Annotated in this window: 13 protein-coding genes; 5 read left to right on the forward strand and 8 right to left on the reverse strand. The window is 70.3% G+C overall.

Going from position 1 to position 15,674, the window contains the following annotated elements:
* Positions 1–5: 5 nt before the first annotated feature.
* Genes PV396_RS06270 through PV396_RS06280 form a run of 3 tightly spaced genes read right to left on the reverse strand, consistent with a single transcriptional unit; the run spans position 6 to position 2,619 of the window.
* Complete coding sequence (locus tag PV396_RS06270; RefSeq protein WP_319202265.1) at positions 6–1,208, reverse strand: thiolase family protein; 1,203 nt, start codon at positions 1,206–1,208, stop codon at positions 6–8.
* An 8-nt stretch (positions 1,209–1,216) separates the two neighbouring features.
* Entirely contained in the window at positions 1,217–1,864 is a 648-nt protein-coding gene (locus tag PV396_RS06275) for a CoA transferase subunit B (protein ID WP_319201251.1), read from the reverse strand.
* Positions 1,864–2,619, reverse strand: coding sequence for a CoA transferase subunit A (locus PV396_RS06280; protein WP_319201253.1), 756 nt, complete (start codon positions 2,617–2,619; stop codon positions 1,864–1,866). The genes PV396_RS06275 and PV396_RS06280 overlap by 1 nt, the downstream gene beginning before the upstream one ends.
* Positions 2,620–2,840: 221 nt before the next feature.
* Between PV396_RS06280 and PV396_RS06285 the strand changes: the two genes are divergently transcribed.
* Together PV396_RS06285 and PV396_RS06290 are read left to right on the forward strand one after the other, a co-directional pair.
* Positions 2,841–3,305, forward strand: coding sequence for a MarR family winged helix-turn-helix transcriptional regulator (locus PV396_RS06285; protein ID WP_319201255.1), 465 nt, complete (start codon positions 2,841–2,843; stop codon positions 3,303–3,305).
* 111 nt (positions 3,306–3,416) lie between these two features.
* Positions 3,417–4,202 carry an IclR family transcriptional regulator gene (locus PV396_RS06290; protein ID WP_319201257.1) on the forward strand — a complete coding sequence of 262 codons (786 nt, stop codon included), beginning with the start codon at positions 3,417–3,419 and terminating at the stop codon, positions 4,200–4,202.
* Positions 4,203–4,265: 63 nt separating this feature from the next.
* Here PV396_RS06290 and PV396_RS06295 read toward each other — a convergent pair whose 3' ends face one another.
* Positions 4,266–5,285 carry a DUF3048 domain-containing protein gene (locus tag PV396_RS06295; RefSeq protein ID WP_319201259.1) on the reverse strand — a complete coding sequence of 340 codons (1,020 nt, stop codon included), beginning with the start codon at positions 5,283–5,285 and terminating at the stop codon, positions 4,266–4,268.
* A 149-nt stretch (positions 5,286–5,434) separates the two neighbouring features.
* Entirely contained in the window at positions 5,435–6,502 is a 1,068-nt protein-coding gene (locus PV396_RS06300; protein ID WP_319201261.1) for an ATP-dependent DNA ligase, read from the reverse strand.
* Positions 6,503–6,576: 74 nt separating this feature from the next.
* Here PV396_RS06300 and ligD point away from each other — a divergent pair, with 74 nt between their 5' ends.
* Positions 6,577–7,587, forward strand: coding sequence for a non-homologous end-joining DNA ligase (gene ligD, locus PV396_RS06305; RefSeq protein WP_319201263.1), 1,011 nt, complete (start codon positions 6,577–6,579; stop codon positions 7,585–7,587).
* 69 nt (positions 7,588–7,656) lie between these two features.
* On the opposite strand, the gene PV396_RS06310 is transcribed toward ligD, so the two are convergent.
* Positions 7,657–9,828, reverse strand: coding sequence for an OmpL47-type beta-barrel domain-containing protein (locus PV396_RS06310; protein WP_319202267.1), 2,172 nt, complete (start codon positions 9,826–9,828; stop codon positions 7,657–7,659).
* A 50-nt stretch (positions 9,829–9,878) separates the two neighbouring features.
* Complete coding sequence (locus tag PV396_RS06315; protein ID WP_319201265.1) at positions 9,879–12,308, reverse strand: ThuA domain-containing protein; 2,430 nt, start codon at positions 12,306–12,308, stop codon at positions 9,879–9,881.
* A 296-nt stretch (positions 12,309–12,604) separates the two neighbouring features.
* Here PV396_RS06315 and PV396_RS06320 point away from each other — a divergent pair, with 296 nt between their 5' ends.
* Complete coding sequence (locus tag PV396_RS06320) at positions 12,605–13,651, forward strand: multicopper oxidase domain-containing protein (protein ID WP_319201267.1); 1,047 nt, start codon at positions 12,605–12,607, stop codon at positions 13,649–13,651.
* A 75-nt stretch (positions 13,652–13,726) separates the two neighbouring features.
* Positions 13,727–14,746 carry a LacI family DNA-binding transcriptional regulator gene (locus PV396_RS06325; RefSeq protein ID WP_319201269.1) on the forward strand — a complete coding sequence of 340 codons (1,020 nt, stop codon included), beginning with the start codon at positions 13,727–13,729 and terminating at the stop codon, positions 14,744–14,746.
* A 112-nt stretch (positions 14,747–14,858) separates the two neighbouring features.
* Here PV396_RS06325 and PV396_RS06330 read toward each other — a convergent pair whose 3' ends face one another.
* Positions 14,859–15,650, reverse strand: coding sequence for a VOC family protein (locus PV396_RS06330; protein ID WP_319202269.1), 792 nt, complete (start codon positions 15,648–15,650; stop codon positions 14,859–14,861).
* Positions 15,651–15,674: the final 24 nt, after the last annotated feature.

Genomic DNA, 15,674 nt, shown 5'->3' on the forward strand with positions numbered 1-15,674 from the left:
GGTTCCTAGCGTTCGAGGACGAGGGCGAGGCCCTGGCCCACGCCGATGCAGAGGGTGGCGACGCCGATTCCCGTGCCCTTGCGGGCCAGTTGGTGAGCCACGGTCCCGGCGAGGCGGGCACCGGAGGCGCCGAGCGGATGCCCGAGGGCGATCGCCCCGCCCTGCGGGTTGAGTACCTGAGGGTCGAACTCGGGCCATTCGGCGACACAGCCGAGGACCTGGGCGGCGAACGCCTCGTTCAGCTCGAGAGTCGACAGATCGTCAAATCCCTTGCCTGCCTTGGCGAGCGCCCGGTTGACGGCCTCTACGGGGGCGAGACCGAAGTAGTCCGGGTCGATGGCCGAGACGCCGGTCGCCGAGACCCGGGCGAGGGGTTCGCGGCCGGTGGCCTTCAACCCCTCCTCGTCGACCAGGAGGAGAGCGGCGGCGCCGTCGTTGAGCGGGGAGGCGTTGCCCGCCGTGACCGTGCCGCCCTCCGTGCGGAACGACGGCTTGAGCCTGGACATGGCCGCGAGAGAGGCGTCGGCGCGCACGCTCTCGTCGGCGGCGAAGGCGACCGGGTCACCCTTGCGCTGGGGGACCGGCACGGGGGCGAGTTCGGCGTCGAACAGGCCCGCCTGCTGCGCCGCGGCCGCCTTCTGATGGCTGGCGAGGGCGAACTCGTCCTGCTGCTCGCGGGTGATCTTGTGCTTGTCGGCGATGCGTTCGGCGGACTCACCCAGCGGGATGGTCCAGCGCGGGTCCATGCCGGGGTTGGTCATGCGCCAGCCGAGCGTGGTCGAGTACAGCTCGGTGTGCCCGGCGGGGAAGGGCCGGTCGTTCTTCGGCAGCACATAGGGGGCGCGGGTCATGGACTCGACACCGCCCGCGAGCGCGATGGAGGCGTCGCCGACGGCGATGGCACGGGCGGCCTGGATCACCGCTTCCAGCCCGGAGGCGCACAGCCGGTTGACGGTGACGCCGGGGACCGAGGTGGGCAGCCCGGCGAGGAGGCCCGCCATCCGGGCGACGTTGCGGTTGTCCTCGCCGGCGCCGTTGGCGTTGCCGAAGTAGACGTCCTCGATGCGTGCGGGGTCCAGGTCGGGTGTGCGGGCGAGGAGTTCACGGATCGCGTGGGCGGCCAGGTCGTCCGGGCGGATACCGGCGAGACCGCCGTTGTAGCGGCCGATCGGGGTCCGTACGGCGTCGACGACGTAGACGTCCTTCAGGCTGTTGCTCACGACTGGATCTCCTCGGGGATGCGGACCTTCGCGGCGGTCTTCGCCACGATCTCCTCCACGGTGACGCCCGGCGCGGTCTCGACGAGCGTCAGCCCGTCGCCGTTGACATCGAGAACACCCAGGTCGGTGATGATCCGGTTCACACACGCTTTGCCGGTGAGTGGCAGTTCACACTGCTCCAGGATCTTCGGGGAGCCGTCCTTCGCGGTGTGCGTCATGACCACGATCACCGTACGGGCCCCGTGTACGAGGTCCATCGCGCCGCCGATCCCGGTGATCAGCTTCCCCGGGATGGCCCAGTTCGCCAGGTCGCCCCCGGCGGACACCTGCATCGCGCCCAGCACGGCGACATCGATGTGTCCGCCCCGGATCATCCCGAAGGACAGCGCCGAGTCGAAGAAGGAGGCACCGGGCAGGACGGTCACCGTCTCCTTGCCCGCGTTGATCAGATCCGGGTCGACCTGGTCCTCGGTCGGGTAGGGGCCGGTGCCCAGGATGCCGTTCTCCGACTCCAGGATCACCTCGACATCGGCGGGGAGGTAGTTCGGGATCAGCGTCGGCAGACCGATGCCCAGGTTCACGTACTGCCCGTCGCGCAGCTCACGCGCGGCCCGGGCGGCCATCTCTTCCCTGTTCCAGGCCATCAGCTGCTCACCGTCCGCTGCTCGATCCGCTTGTCGGCCGCCTGCTCGGGCGTCAGTGCGATCACCCGCTGCACGAAGATGCCCGGCAGGTGCACCGCGTCCGGGTCGATCTCGCCGGGCTCGACCAGCTCCTCGACCTCGGCGACCGTGATCCGGCCGGCCATGGCCGCGAGGGGGTTGAAGTTCCGGGTGGCCTTGTTGAAGACGAGGTTGCCGTGCCGGTCGCCCCTGGCGGCCCTGACCAGCGCGAAGTCGGTGCGGATACCGCGTTCCAGCACGTACTCCGTCCCGTCGAACTCCCGTACCTCCTTCGGCGGCGATGCCAGCGCGACGCCGCCGGAACCGTCGTACCGCCAGGGCAGTCCGCCCTCCGCGACCTGGGTGCCGACCCCGGCGGGCGTGTAGAAGGCGGGGATGCCGGCGCCGCCGGCGCGCAGCCGCTCGGCGAGCGTGCCCTGCGGGATCAGCTCGACCTCCAGCTCACCGGCCAGGTACTGGCGGGCGAACTCCTTGTTCGCGCCGATGTACGAACCGGTGACGCGGGCGATACGGCCCGCCGCGAGCAGTACCGCGAGGCCGGACTCCATGGCCCCGCAGTTGTTGGACACCACCGACAGGCCCGAGACCGCACGCTCGTACAGGGCCTGGATCAGCACGTTCGGCACACCGCTGAGCCCGAAACCGCCCACCGCGAGCGACGCGCCGTCCGGCACATCGGCCACCGCCTCCAGGGCTGTGGCGACCACCTTGTCCATCCGTGAAGCCCCATCTCTTCCGAGCGCAATTACTCAGGGCACTGAGTATTTCAGCAAGGTTCCCTCACGCTGCCACTCGCTGGCCGGGTCGTCAAGAGTCGGGAGAAAGCAGCAGGTGGAGGCATCGTGCGCGGGCGGGAGACAGCTGGGAGGCTTGACTGTATCGTCAGTACGCCAACGAAATTCCTAGCCCCTCAAGACGACGACCCCCAGGAGCGGACATGGCCGCGGTGGACCTCTCCACCCACCCCGGGCACCTCGCCCGGCGACTGCAGCAGGCCCACTACCTGCTGTGGAACACGATGGTCTCCGAGGAGATCACCTCGCCGCAGTTCGCTGTACTGAACGCGCTGGTCGCCGAACCGGGCCTGGACCAGCGCACGGTCGGGGAGCGGGTGGGGCTCGACCGGTCCACGGTCGCCGAGGTGGTGAGCAGGCTCGGCCGCCGGGGCCTCATCGACAAGGTGCGCGACCCGGAGGACGGTCGGCGCTCCCTGCTGCGTCCCACGGAGGACGGGGTGCGCACCCACCGCAAGCTGACCGTGCGCACGGCCCGCATGAACCAGGTCTTCCTGGCCCCGCTCTCCGCCGACGAGCAAACCGTGTTCCTCGACCTCATCCAGCGGGTCTCCGACGCGGCGGAAGGGCTGCGCAACCCGGCGGAACCGCTCGCCTCCCCCCGCTGACCACGCCTCCGCGAGCCGGCCAGGTCCGCTCAGCGGACCTCGAGCGGATACCGTGCGGTGACGAGACCGCCGCCCGGACCAGGGCCGGTCCGGAGCCGAGGAGGGGCAGGCATGGCAGCCGGAGGATCCGCGGGAGGGGCCGCGGGAGAGTCCGAACCCGCGGGGATGCGTACCGTCCAACGGGCCATCGACGTACTCGGCCTCTTCGACGAGGTCCGGCCCGCGCTCTCCCTCCGCGAGATCGTCAGCGCCTCGGGCCTGCCGAAGACCACCGCGCTGCGCCTGCTCCAGACCCTGCGGATCAACGGACTGCTCTGGGTCGACGAGCACGGCCGCTACATGGCCGGCCCCGCCCTGCTGCGCTGGTCCCGGCTGGCCGAACAGGCCTGGCGGCTGCCGGCCCCGGCCCGGGCGCTGCTGCGCGACCTCGCCGCCGAGCACAAGGAGACGGTGCACTTGTACGTGCGCCGCGACATCCACCGGGTCTGCATCGCCCAGGAGGAGGGCCCGCAGGCGCTGCGCCAGGTCGTCCGGGTGGGCGACGAACTCCCGCTGTGGGCGGGCGGCGTGGCCAAGGCGCTGCTGCTGGACGCCCCTGACACGCTGCTCCTCCGGATCGCGGAGGCCTCGCCGCACGGGGCCGGACATCTGGCGACCCTCAGAACCTGGATCGAGGAGGCCCGCGCCCACGGGTACGCCGTGAGCCACGGCGAGCGCGAGGAGGGCCTGTCGGCGGTGGCCGTACCGGTACGGGGGAGGAGCGGGGCGGTGCTGGCCGCACTGTCCTTCGGCGGACCGAGCACGCGGTTCACACCGGAACGGGTGACCCGCTTCGCGGCGGCACTGCGCGGCGCGGCGGAGGAATTGTCACGGGCGGGCCTGCCGTTCGAGCCGTGAGCGCGGGCGCTCCGCTGGGGGCGCGGGGTTGGGTCACCTTCGCGCGGCGAACGGCCGTGCTGGTCACGCCTTCGCGAACACCACCCACACCTGTCCCTTCGCGAAGTTCACCGGCGTGCCGTCCGCCGTCGTGAAGTCCGTACCGTCCGTGGCTGTCCCGCGCCGCCACTTCACGTCGTACGCACGCCCGTCGCGCAGGACCTGGGCCCGTCCCGAGCCCACGGACTCGGTGTAGGGGGAGTTGTTGCCGAGCACGTCGTGGAATCGCGACTCGCGCACCTTCACGTACTGCACGACGACCGTCGCGGCGGCGATCCGGTCGTCGTCGGTCGTGACGGTCGGGGCGCCGTCCATCGACACCAGCCAGCCGTGCCGGTCCGCGGACCACGTGAACGTGAAGCGCGCCGACGGGAAGCGGACCGTGCGCGATTTCTCCGGCGTCCCGCCTTCGGGCGCGGCGCCGTAACGGAAGCCGGTCGTCAGCGCGTCCGCTCCCGGCGCGGCGGCGATCAGCCGCTGTGGCCGCAGGAAAAGGTTGTGTGGCGCCGCCCTGTCCCGGCCCCGGAAGTACGCTCCGGAGGCCGCCGCCTCCGGCGACTCGGCGTTCAGCTGCGCCCGGTCGATCAACGGCAGCAGCTTGCGCTGGGCCCCGGAGAAGGCGAGCGTCGGCTCGTCGAACTGACGCAGCAGCTCCAGATCGGACTCACGTGCGCTGCGCACCGGTCCGATGGCCGTCGGCAGCCGGGTCGCGTAGACCGCCATCAGCCGGCTCAGCCCGCCCTCGACCTGCTCGGCGTACACGATGTCCGCCGCCTCCAGGCCCGTCTGGGGGCGGGCTGCCGGGACGTTGTCGATCTTCACGGCGAGGACAGGGCCCGCGTCCTTGCTCTTGGGCGTCGGCGATTCCGGCTGGTCGGGTTCCTGGCTTCGGCTGTGGGTCCGGCTGCCCCGCCCGTCGTCGGAGGGGCGGTCGTCCGATGTGCAGCCGGCCATCAGGGAGGCCGACATCGCGGCGGCCGCCACCAGCGCCGCCGTCACCGTTCCAGGGCGCCGCGTCCGGGTCGTTCGCGTCAGCTGTCGCATGTCCACCGTCGCCACCAAGTCCGTGTCTACGATTGTGCGCTTATCGGTTGATAGGTGGCCATACCCGATAGTTTCTGATCGCGCACGGTGGTGGGGCCGAACGGCTCACGGGGGACGCGCCCCCGAGGGTGACCTCAGCCCTGAGGCCCCTACGGGCCGCCGAGGATCTCCGCCAGGTCGTACCCCACCGGCTCCTCCAACTGGTCGTACGTGCAGCTGTCGGCCGTACGGTCCGGGCGCCAGCGGCGGAAACGGGCCGTATGTCTGAAGCGCGCGCCGTTCTCCATGTGGTCGTACGCCACCTCGGCCACCAGTTCAGGTCGCAGCGGGATCCACGAGAAGTCCTTCTTCGCCGACCACCGGCTCGGCGCCCCCGGCAGCCGCGCGGCCTCATGTGCCGTCTCGTCGGTCCAGGCGGCCCACGGATGCTCGCCCACGTCCGCCAGCCGGAGCGGCTCCAGTTCCTCGACGAGCTCGGCCCGCCGCTTCATCGGAAACGCCGCACTCACCCCGACATGCTGGAGGACACCCCGGGCGTCATACAGCCCGAGGAGCAGCGAGCCCACGACCGGACCGCTCTTGTGCAACCGGTACCCGGCCACCACGACATCCGCCGTCCGCTCGTGCTTGACCTTGAACATCACCCGCTCGTCCGGCCGGTAGCGCAGGGTGAGCGGCTTGGCGATGACGCCGTCGAGCCCGGCCCCCTCGTACTGGTCGAACCACTGCCGAGCCACCTCGATGTCGGTGGTCGCCGGCGCCACATGCACAGGCGGAGTCACGCCGGACAACGCCCTGGCGAGCAGCGCGCGCCGGTCGGCCAGCGGAACGCCGAGGAGTGATTCGTCGCCCAGTGCCAGCAGGTCGAACACGACGAACGAGGCCGGATTCCGCTCGGCCAACGTCCGCACCCGCGACTCGGCGGGGTGGATACGCTCGGTCAGCGCATCGAAGTCGAGACGCCCACCGAGCGCGATCACGATCTCCCCGTCCACCACGCACCGCTCGGGCAACCGCTCCCGCAGGGCCGTCACCAGCTCGGGAAAGTACCTGGTCAGCGACTTGGTGGTACGGCTGGTGACCTCGACCTCGGCCCCGTCGCGGAACGCGATCGCCCGGAACCCGTCCCACTTCGCCTCGTACTGCATGTTCACGGGGATCTGCGCGACGGACTTGGCGAGCATCGGCTTCACGGGGGGCATGACCGGGAGATCCATGGTTCGATTCTGCGCGCGCCCGACCGTAATCGCCCGGTGTGCGAGCTTTGGGCGGTACACCTACCGTGGCTCGCATGGGCGAAGCGGTGGAGCTGGAAGCGTTCGGGCGGACGGTGCGGCTGTCCAGCCCGGACAAGGTCTTCTTTCCCGAGCGTGGCTTCACCAAGCTCGACCTCGCGCGGTACTACCTCGCCGTCGGTCCGGGCATCCTGCGCGCGCTGCGTGACCGGCCCACCACCCTGGAACGCTATCCGGAGGGGGTGAGCGGCGAGAACTTCTTCCAGAAGCGGGCGCCCAAGAACATGCCCGACTGGATTCCGACCGCCCACATCACCTTCCCCAGCGGTCGCAGCGCCGACGAGATGTGCCCGACCGAGGTCGCCGCCGTGCTGTGGGCCGCCCAGTTCGGCACCCTCACCTTCCATCCCTGGCCGGTGCGCCGCGCCGATGTCGACCGCCCCGACGAACTCCGCCTGGACCTCGACCCGCAACCCGGTACCGACTACGACGACGCGGTGCGTGCCGCGCACGAACTACGGTCCGTGCTCGACGAGTTCGGGGGGCTGCGCGGCTGGCCCAAGACCTCCGGCGGGCGGGGCCTGCATGTCTTCGTGCCGATCGAGCCCCGGTGGACGTTCACCCAGGTGCGCCGGGCGGCGATCGCCGCCGGACGGGAGCTGGAGCGGCGGATGCCGGAGCAGGTGACGACCAGGTGGTGGAAGGAGGAGCGGGGGCAACGGATCTTCGTTGACTACAACCAGACCGCTCGCGACCGGACCATCGCCTCCGCCTACTCCGTACGGCCCCGGCCGCACGCCCCGGTCTCGGCCCCCTTGACGTGGGACGAGGTCGGTGACGCGCGGCCGCTCGACTTCGACCTCGCGACCATGCCCGGCCGGTTCGCCGAACTGGGCGACGTCCACGCCGACATGGACGACCACGCCTTCTCACTCGACGCCCTGCTCGAACTCGCCCGCCGCGACGAACACGAGCACGGACTCGGTGACCTGCCGTATCCCCCGGAGTACCCGAAGATGCCGGGCGAGCCCAAGCGCGTACAGCCCAGCAGGGCCCGGAAGGACTGACCTGGCGGCAGCCGACGATTCCGGCGCGCCACCACACGGGGTGGTGACGCGCCGGACGCATCGTCCGTCTCACAGTTCCTTGATGCGGATGTCCCGGTACGAGACCACATCGGTCGTGCCGTGCACCTGGAGGCCGATGTACCCGGACGCGAACCGCCGCCCGTCCGTGCCCGGGTCGTCCGAGCGCGGCGGGGCGAAGTCCTGGCCCCCGGTGTTGTTGAACTCGTTGATCAGCACGCCGTTGCGGTACACCGAGTAGTGCTGGTCGACCACCCGGATCTCGTAGTCGTTCCAGGTTCCCTTCTGGGTGACGCCGGCCCCGGCGAGACCCACCCGGTCGAAGCCGTAGACCGAGCCCGTCTTGTACATGTCACCGTCGGGCCGGTCGAGCACCTGCACCTCGTGCCCGTACTTGATGGCGACCCACTCCGGCCGGGACTCCTCGGGGTGACCGAGCACCCACGGGAAACGCACGAACACACCGGAGTTGGCGTTGCCCGTGCCCGGCGCGTCGTCCCGCCACTGGAGCTTCAGCGAGAAGTCGCCGTACTTGCGCTCCGGGAACCACAGCATGCCCATCCCCGCGACCGTCGTGCTGCTGGTGATCGACCCGTCGCCGTTCGGCGCGAACGAACCGCCGCCCACCTGCTGCCACTTGGCGAGGGACGCGGGCGTACCGTCGAGGATCGTGCGGTAGCCCTCGGTCTGCCCCGGCCTGCCGATACCGGACGCGCGCGCCGCCTCCTCGATCGCCGCGTCCTCGCGCTCGTCGACGGCGCCGTCCTTGAACAGCCGGTCGAGAACGGTCCGTACGTGCTTGAGGAACAGGGCATGGGACGTCCACTTCCGTTCGTCCTCGATCAACTCACCTATTCGGCACCGGTTGTTGGTGACCCGGTTGGCCACCCCGGAGTCGACCGTCCCGACGATCACCGTCAACCGCTCGTCGTACTCGGGGCAGTTGGGCGCCGGAACCCCGCCGCCCGCCACAACCGTGAGGCTCACCGAGCGTGCCTCACTGGTGTTGCCCGCCTTGTCGCTCGCCCGGTACGTCACCGAGTGCGCGCCCGCCCGGTCGACGATCACCGGCGCTGTGTACGCCAGATAGGGGCCGCCGTCGAGCGAGTACTCGACCGTGGCGACCCCCGACCCACCGTGGTCCGTCGCGCTGACGGTCAGCCTGGCGCTGTTGACGTAGGCGCCGTTCGCGTTGCGGGTGCCCTCGACGGTCACTCCCGTCACCGGCGGGACGGTGTCCTCGGCGGGCTGCGCCACGACAGTGAACGCGACGTTCTTCTCGGGGGAGACATTGCCCGCCTTGTCGGTGGCACGGTAACGGACACTGTGACTGCCGACCTGATGCACCATCACCGGACCGGTGTACGGCTGCCAACTCCCGCTGTTCACCGCGTACTCGACCGTGTTGACCCCGGAACCGGTGTCCGACGCGGAGACGGTGACCGTCGCCATGTCGAGATACGCCCCGGCCGGGTTCCGCTCACCGGTGACGGTCGCCGAGGTCTCCGGCGGTGCCTTGTCGTCCGTCGGCGGCGGGACCACCGTGAACGCGACGCTCTTCTCGGCGGCCGCGTTGCCCGCCTTGTCGAACGCCCGGTAGCGCACCGAATGGCTGCCGACCTGGTCGATCACGACCGCTGCGGTGTACGGCTGCCAGGCCCCCTCCGCACCGATCGCGTACTCGACCCGGTCGACACCGGAACCCTCGTCACTCGCGCCGATCGCCACGCTCGCCGAACCGACGTACTCGCCCTGCGAGTTCCGTGCACCGGTGACGGTCGCCGAGGTGACCGGGGCCGTGGTGTCGGAGCCGCCGCCCTCCGTCACCACGAGGATGCCCTGCATCTGGCCGTGGCCCGGAATCGTGCAGTAGTAGCGGTAGCGGCCGGGGGTGAGCGTGACCTCGGCGGTGTGCCGGCCGCCCTGGTCGTCGTTCGGGTTGGCGAGGATGTTGAGCGGGACGTCGTTGTTGTACTCGGGATCGGAGACGTCGAACGTCAACGTGTGCGGCATTCCCATGGTGTTGCCGGTCGCCGCACTGTTCTCGAAGACGATCGTCGTCGCGCCCGCCACGGCCGTGGCCGGTACGGAGGCGTACTGGGTGATGTCGTCGCCCGCGGTCCAGGTGAGCACCTGAGCGGCGGCGGCATCGGTGGCGGTCGGCACGGCGGACGGTTCGCCCGCGGGGCGTGCCCCCGCCGTCGATGTCAGCCCGAGGACCATGAACAGCGATGCCAGCACCGCCGTCCAGAGCCTGCTGCGTCGTCTGCGCACTACTCCGCTCCCCTCGCGAGGTCGCCGACCGCGGGCGTGGGGCCGCCGCCGGTGTAAGTGACACGCCACAGGGCCGACTTGGCGTCCGAGGTGAAGAAACCCCGGCCGTAGTCGAGGACATAGAGCGAGCCGTCGGGACCGAACTTCCAGTCCATGAGGTTCTTGATGCCGTCGTTGCCGATCGGCACGATCTTCTTCAACGACTCGGAGTGGATGGGTAGTCCGCCGTCGCCGTGGGTCTTCGGGTCGGTGAGTACCGCGTTGCGCGGCTGGTCGGCGTCGTAGAAGTCGCCCACGAACCACTTGCCGTCCCAGTAGGCGGGCCACTTGGTCGTGCTCGCGCTCGCCGCGTCGTAGCGGTACACCGGGCCGTTCATCGCGGCCTGGCCGCCGCCCTTGAGCCACGGCAGCAGATACGTGCTCTCCGCCTGCTTGTACGACGGGACGCCGTTCGCGTCGCGCGGGAAGTCCGGCGCGCCGCCCTGGGGCGAGTACCAGATGTTGTTGCCGGTGACGGGCGGCAGGTTGACCAGACCGTCGTTGTTGGGCGACTCGTTCTTCGGGTGGTCGCAGTCGTACCAGCCCAGGGGCTTGGAAGGGTCGGGCAGATTGCGGTCACGATAGGGCTGCTTGTTGCCCATGCAGTACGGCCAACCCCGGTTGCCCGCCCGGGTGATGACGGCGAACGTGTCGTACTTCGCCGGACCCCAGGTCGTCGAGGGCGCGCTCGCGTCCGGCCCGACCCAGCCCGCGTACAGGGTGTCGGTCGTCTTGTCGACGGAGATGCGGGCCGGGTTCCTGACCCCCATCACATAGATCTCACCGCGTGTCTTCCCACCGCCCTCGGCGGTCTCCCGGCCCGTGAAGAGGTTGCCCTCGGGAAGCGTGTACGTCCCGTCGGGCTCCGGATGGATGCGCAGGATCTTGCCGTTGAGGTTGTTGGTGTTGCCGGCCGTGCGTCGGGCGTCGGCGAACGACACGCCCTTGTAAGCCGGTTGGGGGTTGTTGCCGGAGTAACCCTCGCTGAAACCACTGGAGTTGTTGTCACCGGTGGCGACGTACAGATTGCCCTTGGAGTCCCAGGCCATCCCGCCGCCCGAGTGACAGCAACTGTGGATCTGCACCGGCCACTTGAGCAGTACCTTCTCGCTGTTCAGGTCGAGCCGGTTGGTGGCCGGGTCGAGGGTGAAACGGGAGACGTACCTTTCGGCCATTCTGGTGTCGCGGTTGATCCGCGAATGGGGCGTGTAGTGGAGATACACCCAGCCGTTGCGTTCGAAGGACGGATCGAGCTCGATGCCGAGCAGCCCCTCCTCGACCTTGATCAGCTCGTCCCCGCCGCCCTTGTTGCCGAAGACGGTCAACTCGCCCGCCAGAGTGACCTTCTTGGTCCGCGGGTCGTAGATGTGGATCTGTCCCTTGCCCTTGCCGATGGCCGGGTTGTTCCAGTCGGTGACCACCGGCTGGGAGGAGTCGGCGCCGCCCCGCCCGATGTAGAACACCCGCCCGTCGGGCGCGGTCACCAGCCCGTGCGGTTCACCGATCTGGTCGCTCTGACCCGGCTGGTTCGGCTGGGTCAACCGCTCCGCCCGGTAACTGGAGTTGATGGTGGCCTTGCAGTCGGCCTGCGCCAGCCGGGTCGTCCACAGGAGCGCCCCGCGCAGATGGCTGCGGAAGTCCGTCTCGTCGTACGACGACGCCGTACCGCCCATGCCCGTGTAGAAGGACCGGCCGCCGTCGTAGTCACGGCACCAACTCACCGGGTGGTCCCACCCGTTGGCGCTCGCGCCGGGCTTGTACGTCGACTCGCGCACCCGGGCCACGGTGTGGACGTCGCCGGACGGGTTCTTCACCCAGTTCAGCCACTGGTCCGGTCGCTTCCACTGCGCGGGCAGCTCCCTGGTGGCGGGATGCCGGCGGTCGCCCACCTCAACGGTGGCGCGCTGTACGGTGGTTGGGCTGGTGGCGGCGGGCCGGGCGCCGACCAGGCCGGTGAACCAGTCGGAGTACGGTTCCGCGCGGGCGGCGTCATGGATGCCGACGAAGCCGCCGCCGGCCTCCATATAGGTCTCCAGCCCGGCTTCTTCCTCGGGGTCGAGGACGTCACCGCCGCCGGTGAGGAAGACGATCGCGTTGTAGGTCCCGAGCCGGGGCCCGTCCGTGAACACGGAGGCGTCGTCGGTCGCCTCGACGTCGAAGCGCTGTGCCGCCGGGCCGGACAGGCCGATCCGCTCGATCGCCTCGATCCCGGCGTTGACGACCGGAGACTCGTCCCCGGCGGCGGCCGAACCGTGGAAGACGAGGACACGTACACCGCTGCCGCCGGGCGGCGACTTGACGGACATCGTTGTCGCGGACGGGTCGGGAGCCTGCCGCGCGCTGGCGGCGGGGCCCGACAGCAGTCCGGCGGTGACGGCTCCGGCGGCCACGGTGGCCGCCCAGGCCCGTCTCCGTCCACTCCCGCCGCGGCCTCCGCTTCTGGCTCTCAACTCCCTTAATTGCGTGGACTCCTGATGCGATGTGAACCGCATGTGGTCACCGACCCCTCTTCGGTCACAGCAAACGCAAAGGAAGCTAGACCCCTTTGGGTGGCTCGCCAAGAGGTATGACCGGGATCGCGCGAACTTTGTCCTGAGTGTGGATAAACCGGTGCCGGGCCGCTACCGTCTCACCGGTTCCTCTCGTTCCCGCTGCGCATCTTCCTTACCAGGGTGGGGAGTTCGGCATGGACAGACGTGACTTCAACCGACGGGTGCTGCTCGGGGGCGCCGCCGTGGCGACATCGTTGTCGGTCGCCCCTGAGGCCGGCGGTGCGACCGCCGCGACCACCGCCCTCGCGAGGGCGGCTCCGGCCGGCGGCGAGGTGCGCCACCTCCGGCTGTACGCCGAGCGGCTCGCCGACGGGCAGATGGGCTACGGCTTCGCGCGGGGCACGGCGTCGGTTCCCGGCCCGCTCATCGAGCTGAACGAGGGCGACACGGCGCACATCACCCTGGAGAACACGACGGACGTGGCGGTGAGCCTGCACGTCCACGGCATGGACTACGAGATCTCCAGCGACGGCACGAAACTGAGCCACAGCGAGGTCGAACCAGGAGGCAGCCGCACCTACACCTGGCGCACACACGCCCCGGGCCGCCGTACGGACGGAACCTGGCGGGCCGGGAGTGCCGGCTACTGGCACTACCACGATCATGTCGTCGGCACCGAACACGGCACCGGGGGCATCCGCAAGGGCCTCTACGGCCCGGTGATCGTCCGGCGCAAGGGGGACGTCCTTCCGGACACCACGTACACGATCGTCTTCAACGACATGACGATCAACAACAGGCCGGGCCATCAGAGCCCGAACTTCGAGGCCACGGTGGGCGATCGCGTCGAGTTCGTGATGATCACGCACGGCGAGTACTACCACACCTTCCATATGCACGGTCACCGCTGGGCGGACAACCGCACCGGGCTGCTCACCGGCCCCGACGACCCGAGCCAGGTCGTCGACAACAAGATCGTGGGCCCGGCGGACTCCTTCGGTTTCCAGGTGATCGCGGGGGAGGGGGTGGGGGCCGGCGCGTGGATGTACCACTGCCATGTACAGAGCCACTCGGACATGGGGATGGCGGGACTGTTCCTGGTGCGGAGGACGGACGGGACGATCCCCGGATACGAACCGCACGGCGGGAGCGCGGCCGGCCCGTCGCAGCAGTCCCAGCAACCTCAGGGATCGCAACTACCTCAGCAACCTCCGCGATCACCGTCGTCGCACGACCACTGACAGGACCCGAGAGCGCTCTCATCCCGTACGGGCCGGGACTATCCTGATCGGCAACCGCCGATGAGGAGCCCCCAAGTGACCGAGACCGCGTCGCGACCCACCCTGGAGGCCGTGGCCGCGCGGGCGGGGGTCTCCCGGGCCACCGCGTCACGCGTGGTCAACGGTGGGGACGGCGTGCGTGAGCCCCTCGTCGAAAGGGTCAGGCAGGCCGTCGAGGAACTCGGCTACGTGCCCAACCAGGCGGCCCGCTCCCTGGTGACCAGACGGCACGACGCCGTCGCCGTCGTCATCGCCGAACCGGAGACCAGGGTCTTCGCCGACCCTTTCTTCGCTCTCCAACTCCGGGGAATCAGCAAGGAGTTGACCGCCCACGACTCCCAGCTCGTGCTGCTGCTCACCGAGGGGCGCGACGACCACTCCCGCGTCGGCCGGTATCTCGCCGGTGGGCATGTCGACGGCGCGCTCGTCTTCTCCCTCCACCTCGACGACCCGCTGCCCGGCCTGGTCCAGCGCGCCGGCGTTCCCACCGTGTTCGGCGGCCGGCCCGGCTGGAGCGACGGCACCCGCGACGCCGTGTACGTCGACAGCGACAACCGGGGCGGCGCTTGCACCGCCGTACGGCATCTCGTCTCCCTCGGGCGGACGCGGATCGCGCACATCACCGGCCCCCTCGACCAGACCTCGGCCGCGGACCGGCGCGACGGGTTCCGGGACGTCATGCCCGACGCGGACCCACGGCTGATCGTCGAGAGCGACTTCACCCCGGCGGGTGGGGAACGCGCGATGCGGGAGCTCCTCGACCGGTGCCCGGACCTCGACGCCGTGTTCGCCGCCAACGACCTCACCGCCTCGGGCGCCCTGCGGGTCCTGCGCGAACGCGGACGGCGCGTGCCCGAGGACGTCGCCGTGGTCGGCTTCGACGACATGTTGCCGGTCGCCGAACAGACCGACCCGCCGCTCACCACCATCCGCCAGGACATCGAGGAGATGGGCAGACTGATGGCACGCCTGTTGCTGGGTGCGGTCGACCCCGCGGGCGGCGCGCCGGCCACCATGGTCCTGCCGACCACGCTGGTCCGCCGCGCCTCGGCGTAGCGCTGCGCGCGGCGGACGTTGCTTTTCCGCGGGCCGGTGGGGGCTGGTCGCGCAGTTCCCCGGGCCCCTGAGGAAGGGCCACGCGCCCCTTGCGGGGCACCGATGGCGCCCCCTACATCTGTCGCGGCGCGCTCTTGATCACCGCGAAGCGGGCCCCGTACGGGTCGGTGAGGCGGGCGATGCGTCCGACGCTTTCCACGTCCGTGGCCGGCATCCTCACCCGGCCGCCGAGTTCCTGGGCCGTGGCCACCGTCGCGTCGGTGTCGGGGACCTCGAAGTAGGGCAGCCAGTACGGAGTCGTCTCGACGCCCGCCGGGTCCTCGTCCACGTCGACGACCCCGCCGAACATCCCGTCCTCCCCGGCACCCGCCGGGTTCACGCAGGTGTACGACCCGCCGGGGAACGACACCCCCGAGGTCTCCAGGCCCAGCACCGCGCCGTAGAACGCGGCGACCTTGGGCACGTCGGTCGTGTACAGCTCGACCCAGCACAGGGAGCCGGGTTCGCCCGCGACCTCCAGGCCCTTGATCCGGCCGGGCTGCCACAGGTTGAAGGCCGCCCCGGTGGTGTCGGTGAGGACGGCCATCCGGCCCGCGTCCATGACGTCCATGGGCGGCGCCGGGACGGTGCCCCCGGCCTGTTCTGCGGCCTTGACGGTGGCGTCGACGTCCGGGGTCTGGAAGGACACGTTCCAGGACGGCGGGCCCTGCTCCTCGCCGTTCTGCATGCCACCCGCGACGGTCCGCCCGTCCAGCTGGAAGAAGCCGTAGCCGCCGGCCTCGGGGCCCGCCGACCGGAAGTCCCAGCCGAAGAGCGCGCGGTAGAAGGAGATGGCACCCTCGATGTCGGGGGTGCCGAGGTCGATCCAGTTCGGAGCGCCGGTCACGAAACGGGTGGTGAGCATCATTGCCCTCCTCAGTGGGCCCCG

The sequence above is a fragment of the Streptomyces sp. ME02-8801-2C genome (assembly GCF_033793965.1).
Taxonomy (GTDB): domain Bacteria; phylum Actinomycetota; class Actinomycetes; order Streptomycetales; family Streptomycetaceae; genus Streptomyces.

What these genes read in the sequence shown, in the direction of transcription:
- PV396_RS06275 (WP_319201251.1), bottom strand. Translation starts at nt 1,864, where the DNA reads ATGGCCTGGAACAGGGAAGAGATGGCCGCCCGGGCCGCGCGTGAGCTG.
- PV396_RS06280 (WP_319201253.1), bottom strand. Translation starts at nt 2,619, where the DNA reads ATGGACAAGGTGGTCGCCACAGCCCTGGAGGCGGTGGCCGATGTGCCG.
- PV396_RS06285 (WP_319201255.1), top strand. Translation starts at nt 2,841, where the DNA reads ATGGCCGCGGTGGACCTCTCCACCCACCCCGGGCACCTCGCCCGGCGA.
- PV396_RS06290 (WP_319201257.1), top strand. Translation starts at nt 3,417, where the DNA reads ATGGCAGCCGGAGGATCCGCGGGAGGGGCCGCGGGAGAGTCCGAACCC.
- PV396_RS06295 (WP_319201259.1), bottom strand. Translation starts at nt 5,285, where the DNA reads ATGCGACAGCTGACGCGAACGACCCGGACGCGGCGCCCTGGAACGGTG.
- PV396_RS06300 (WP_319201261.1), bottom strand. Translation starts at nt 6,502, where the DNA reads ATGGATCTCCCGGTCATGCCCCCCGTGAAGCCGATGCTCGCCAAGTCC.
- ligD (WP_319201263.1), top strand. Translation starts at nt 6,577, where the DNA reads ATGGGCGAAGCGGTGGAGCTGGAAGCGTTCGGGCGGACGGTGCGGCTG.
- PV396_RS06310 (WP_319202267.1), bottom strand. Translation starts at nt 9,828, where the DNA reads ATGGTCCTCGGGCTGACATCGACGGCGGGGGCACGCCCCGCGGGCGAA.
- PV396_RS06320 (WP_319201267.1), top strand. Translation starts at nt 12,605, where the DNA reads ATGGACAGACGTGACTTCAACCGACGGGTGCTGCTCGGGGGCGCCGCC.
- PV396_RS06330 (WP_319202269.1), bottom strand. Translation starts at nt 15,650, where the DNA reads ATGCTCACCACCCGTTTCGTGACCGGCGCTCCGAACTGGATCGACCTC.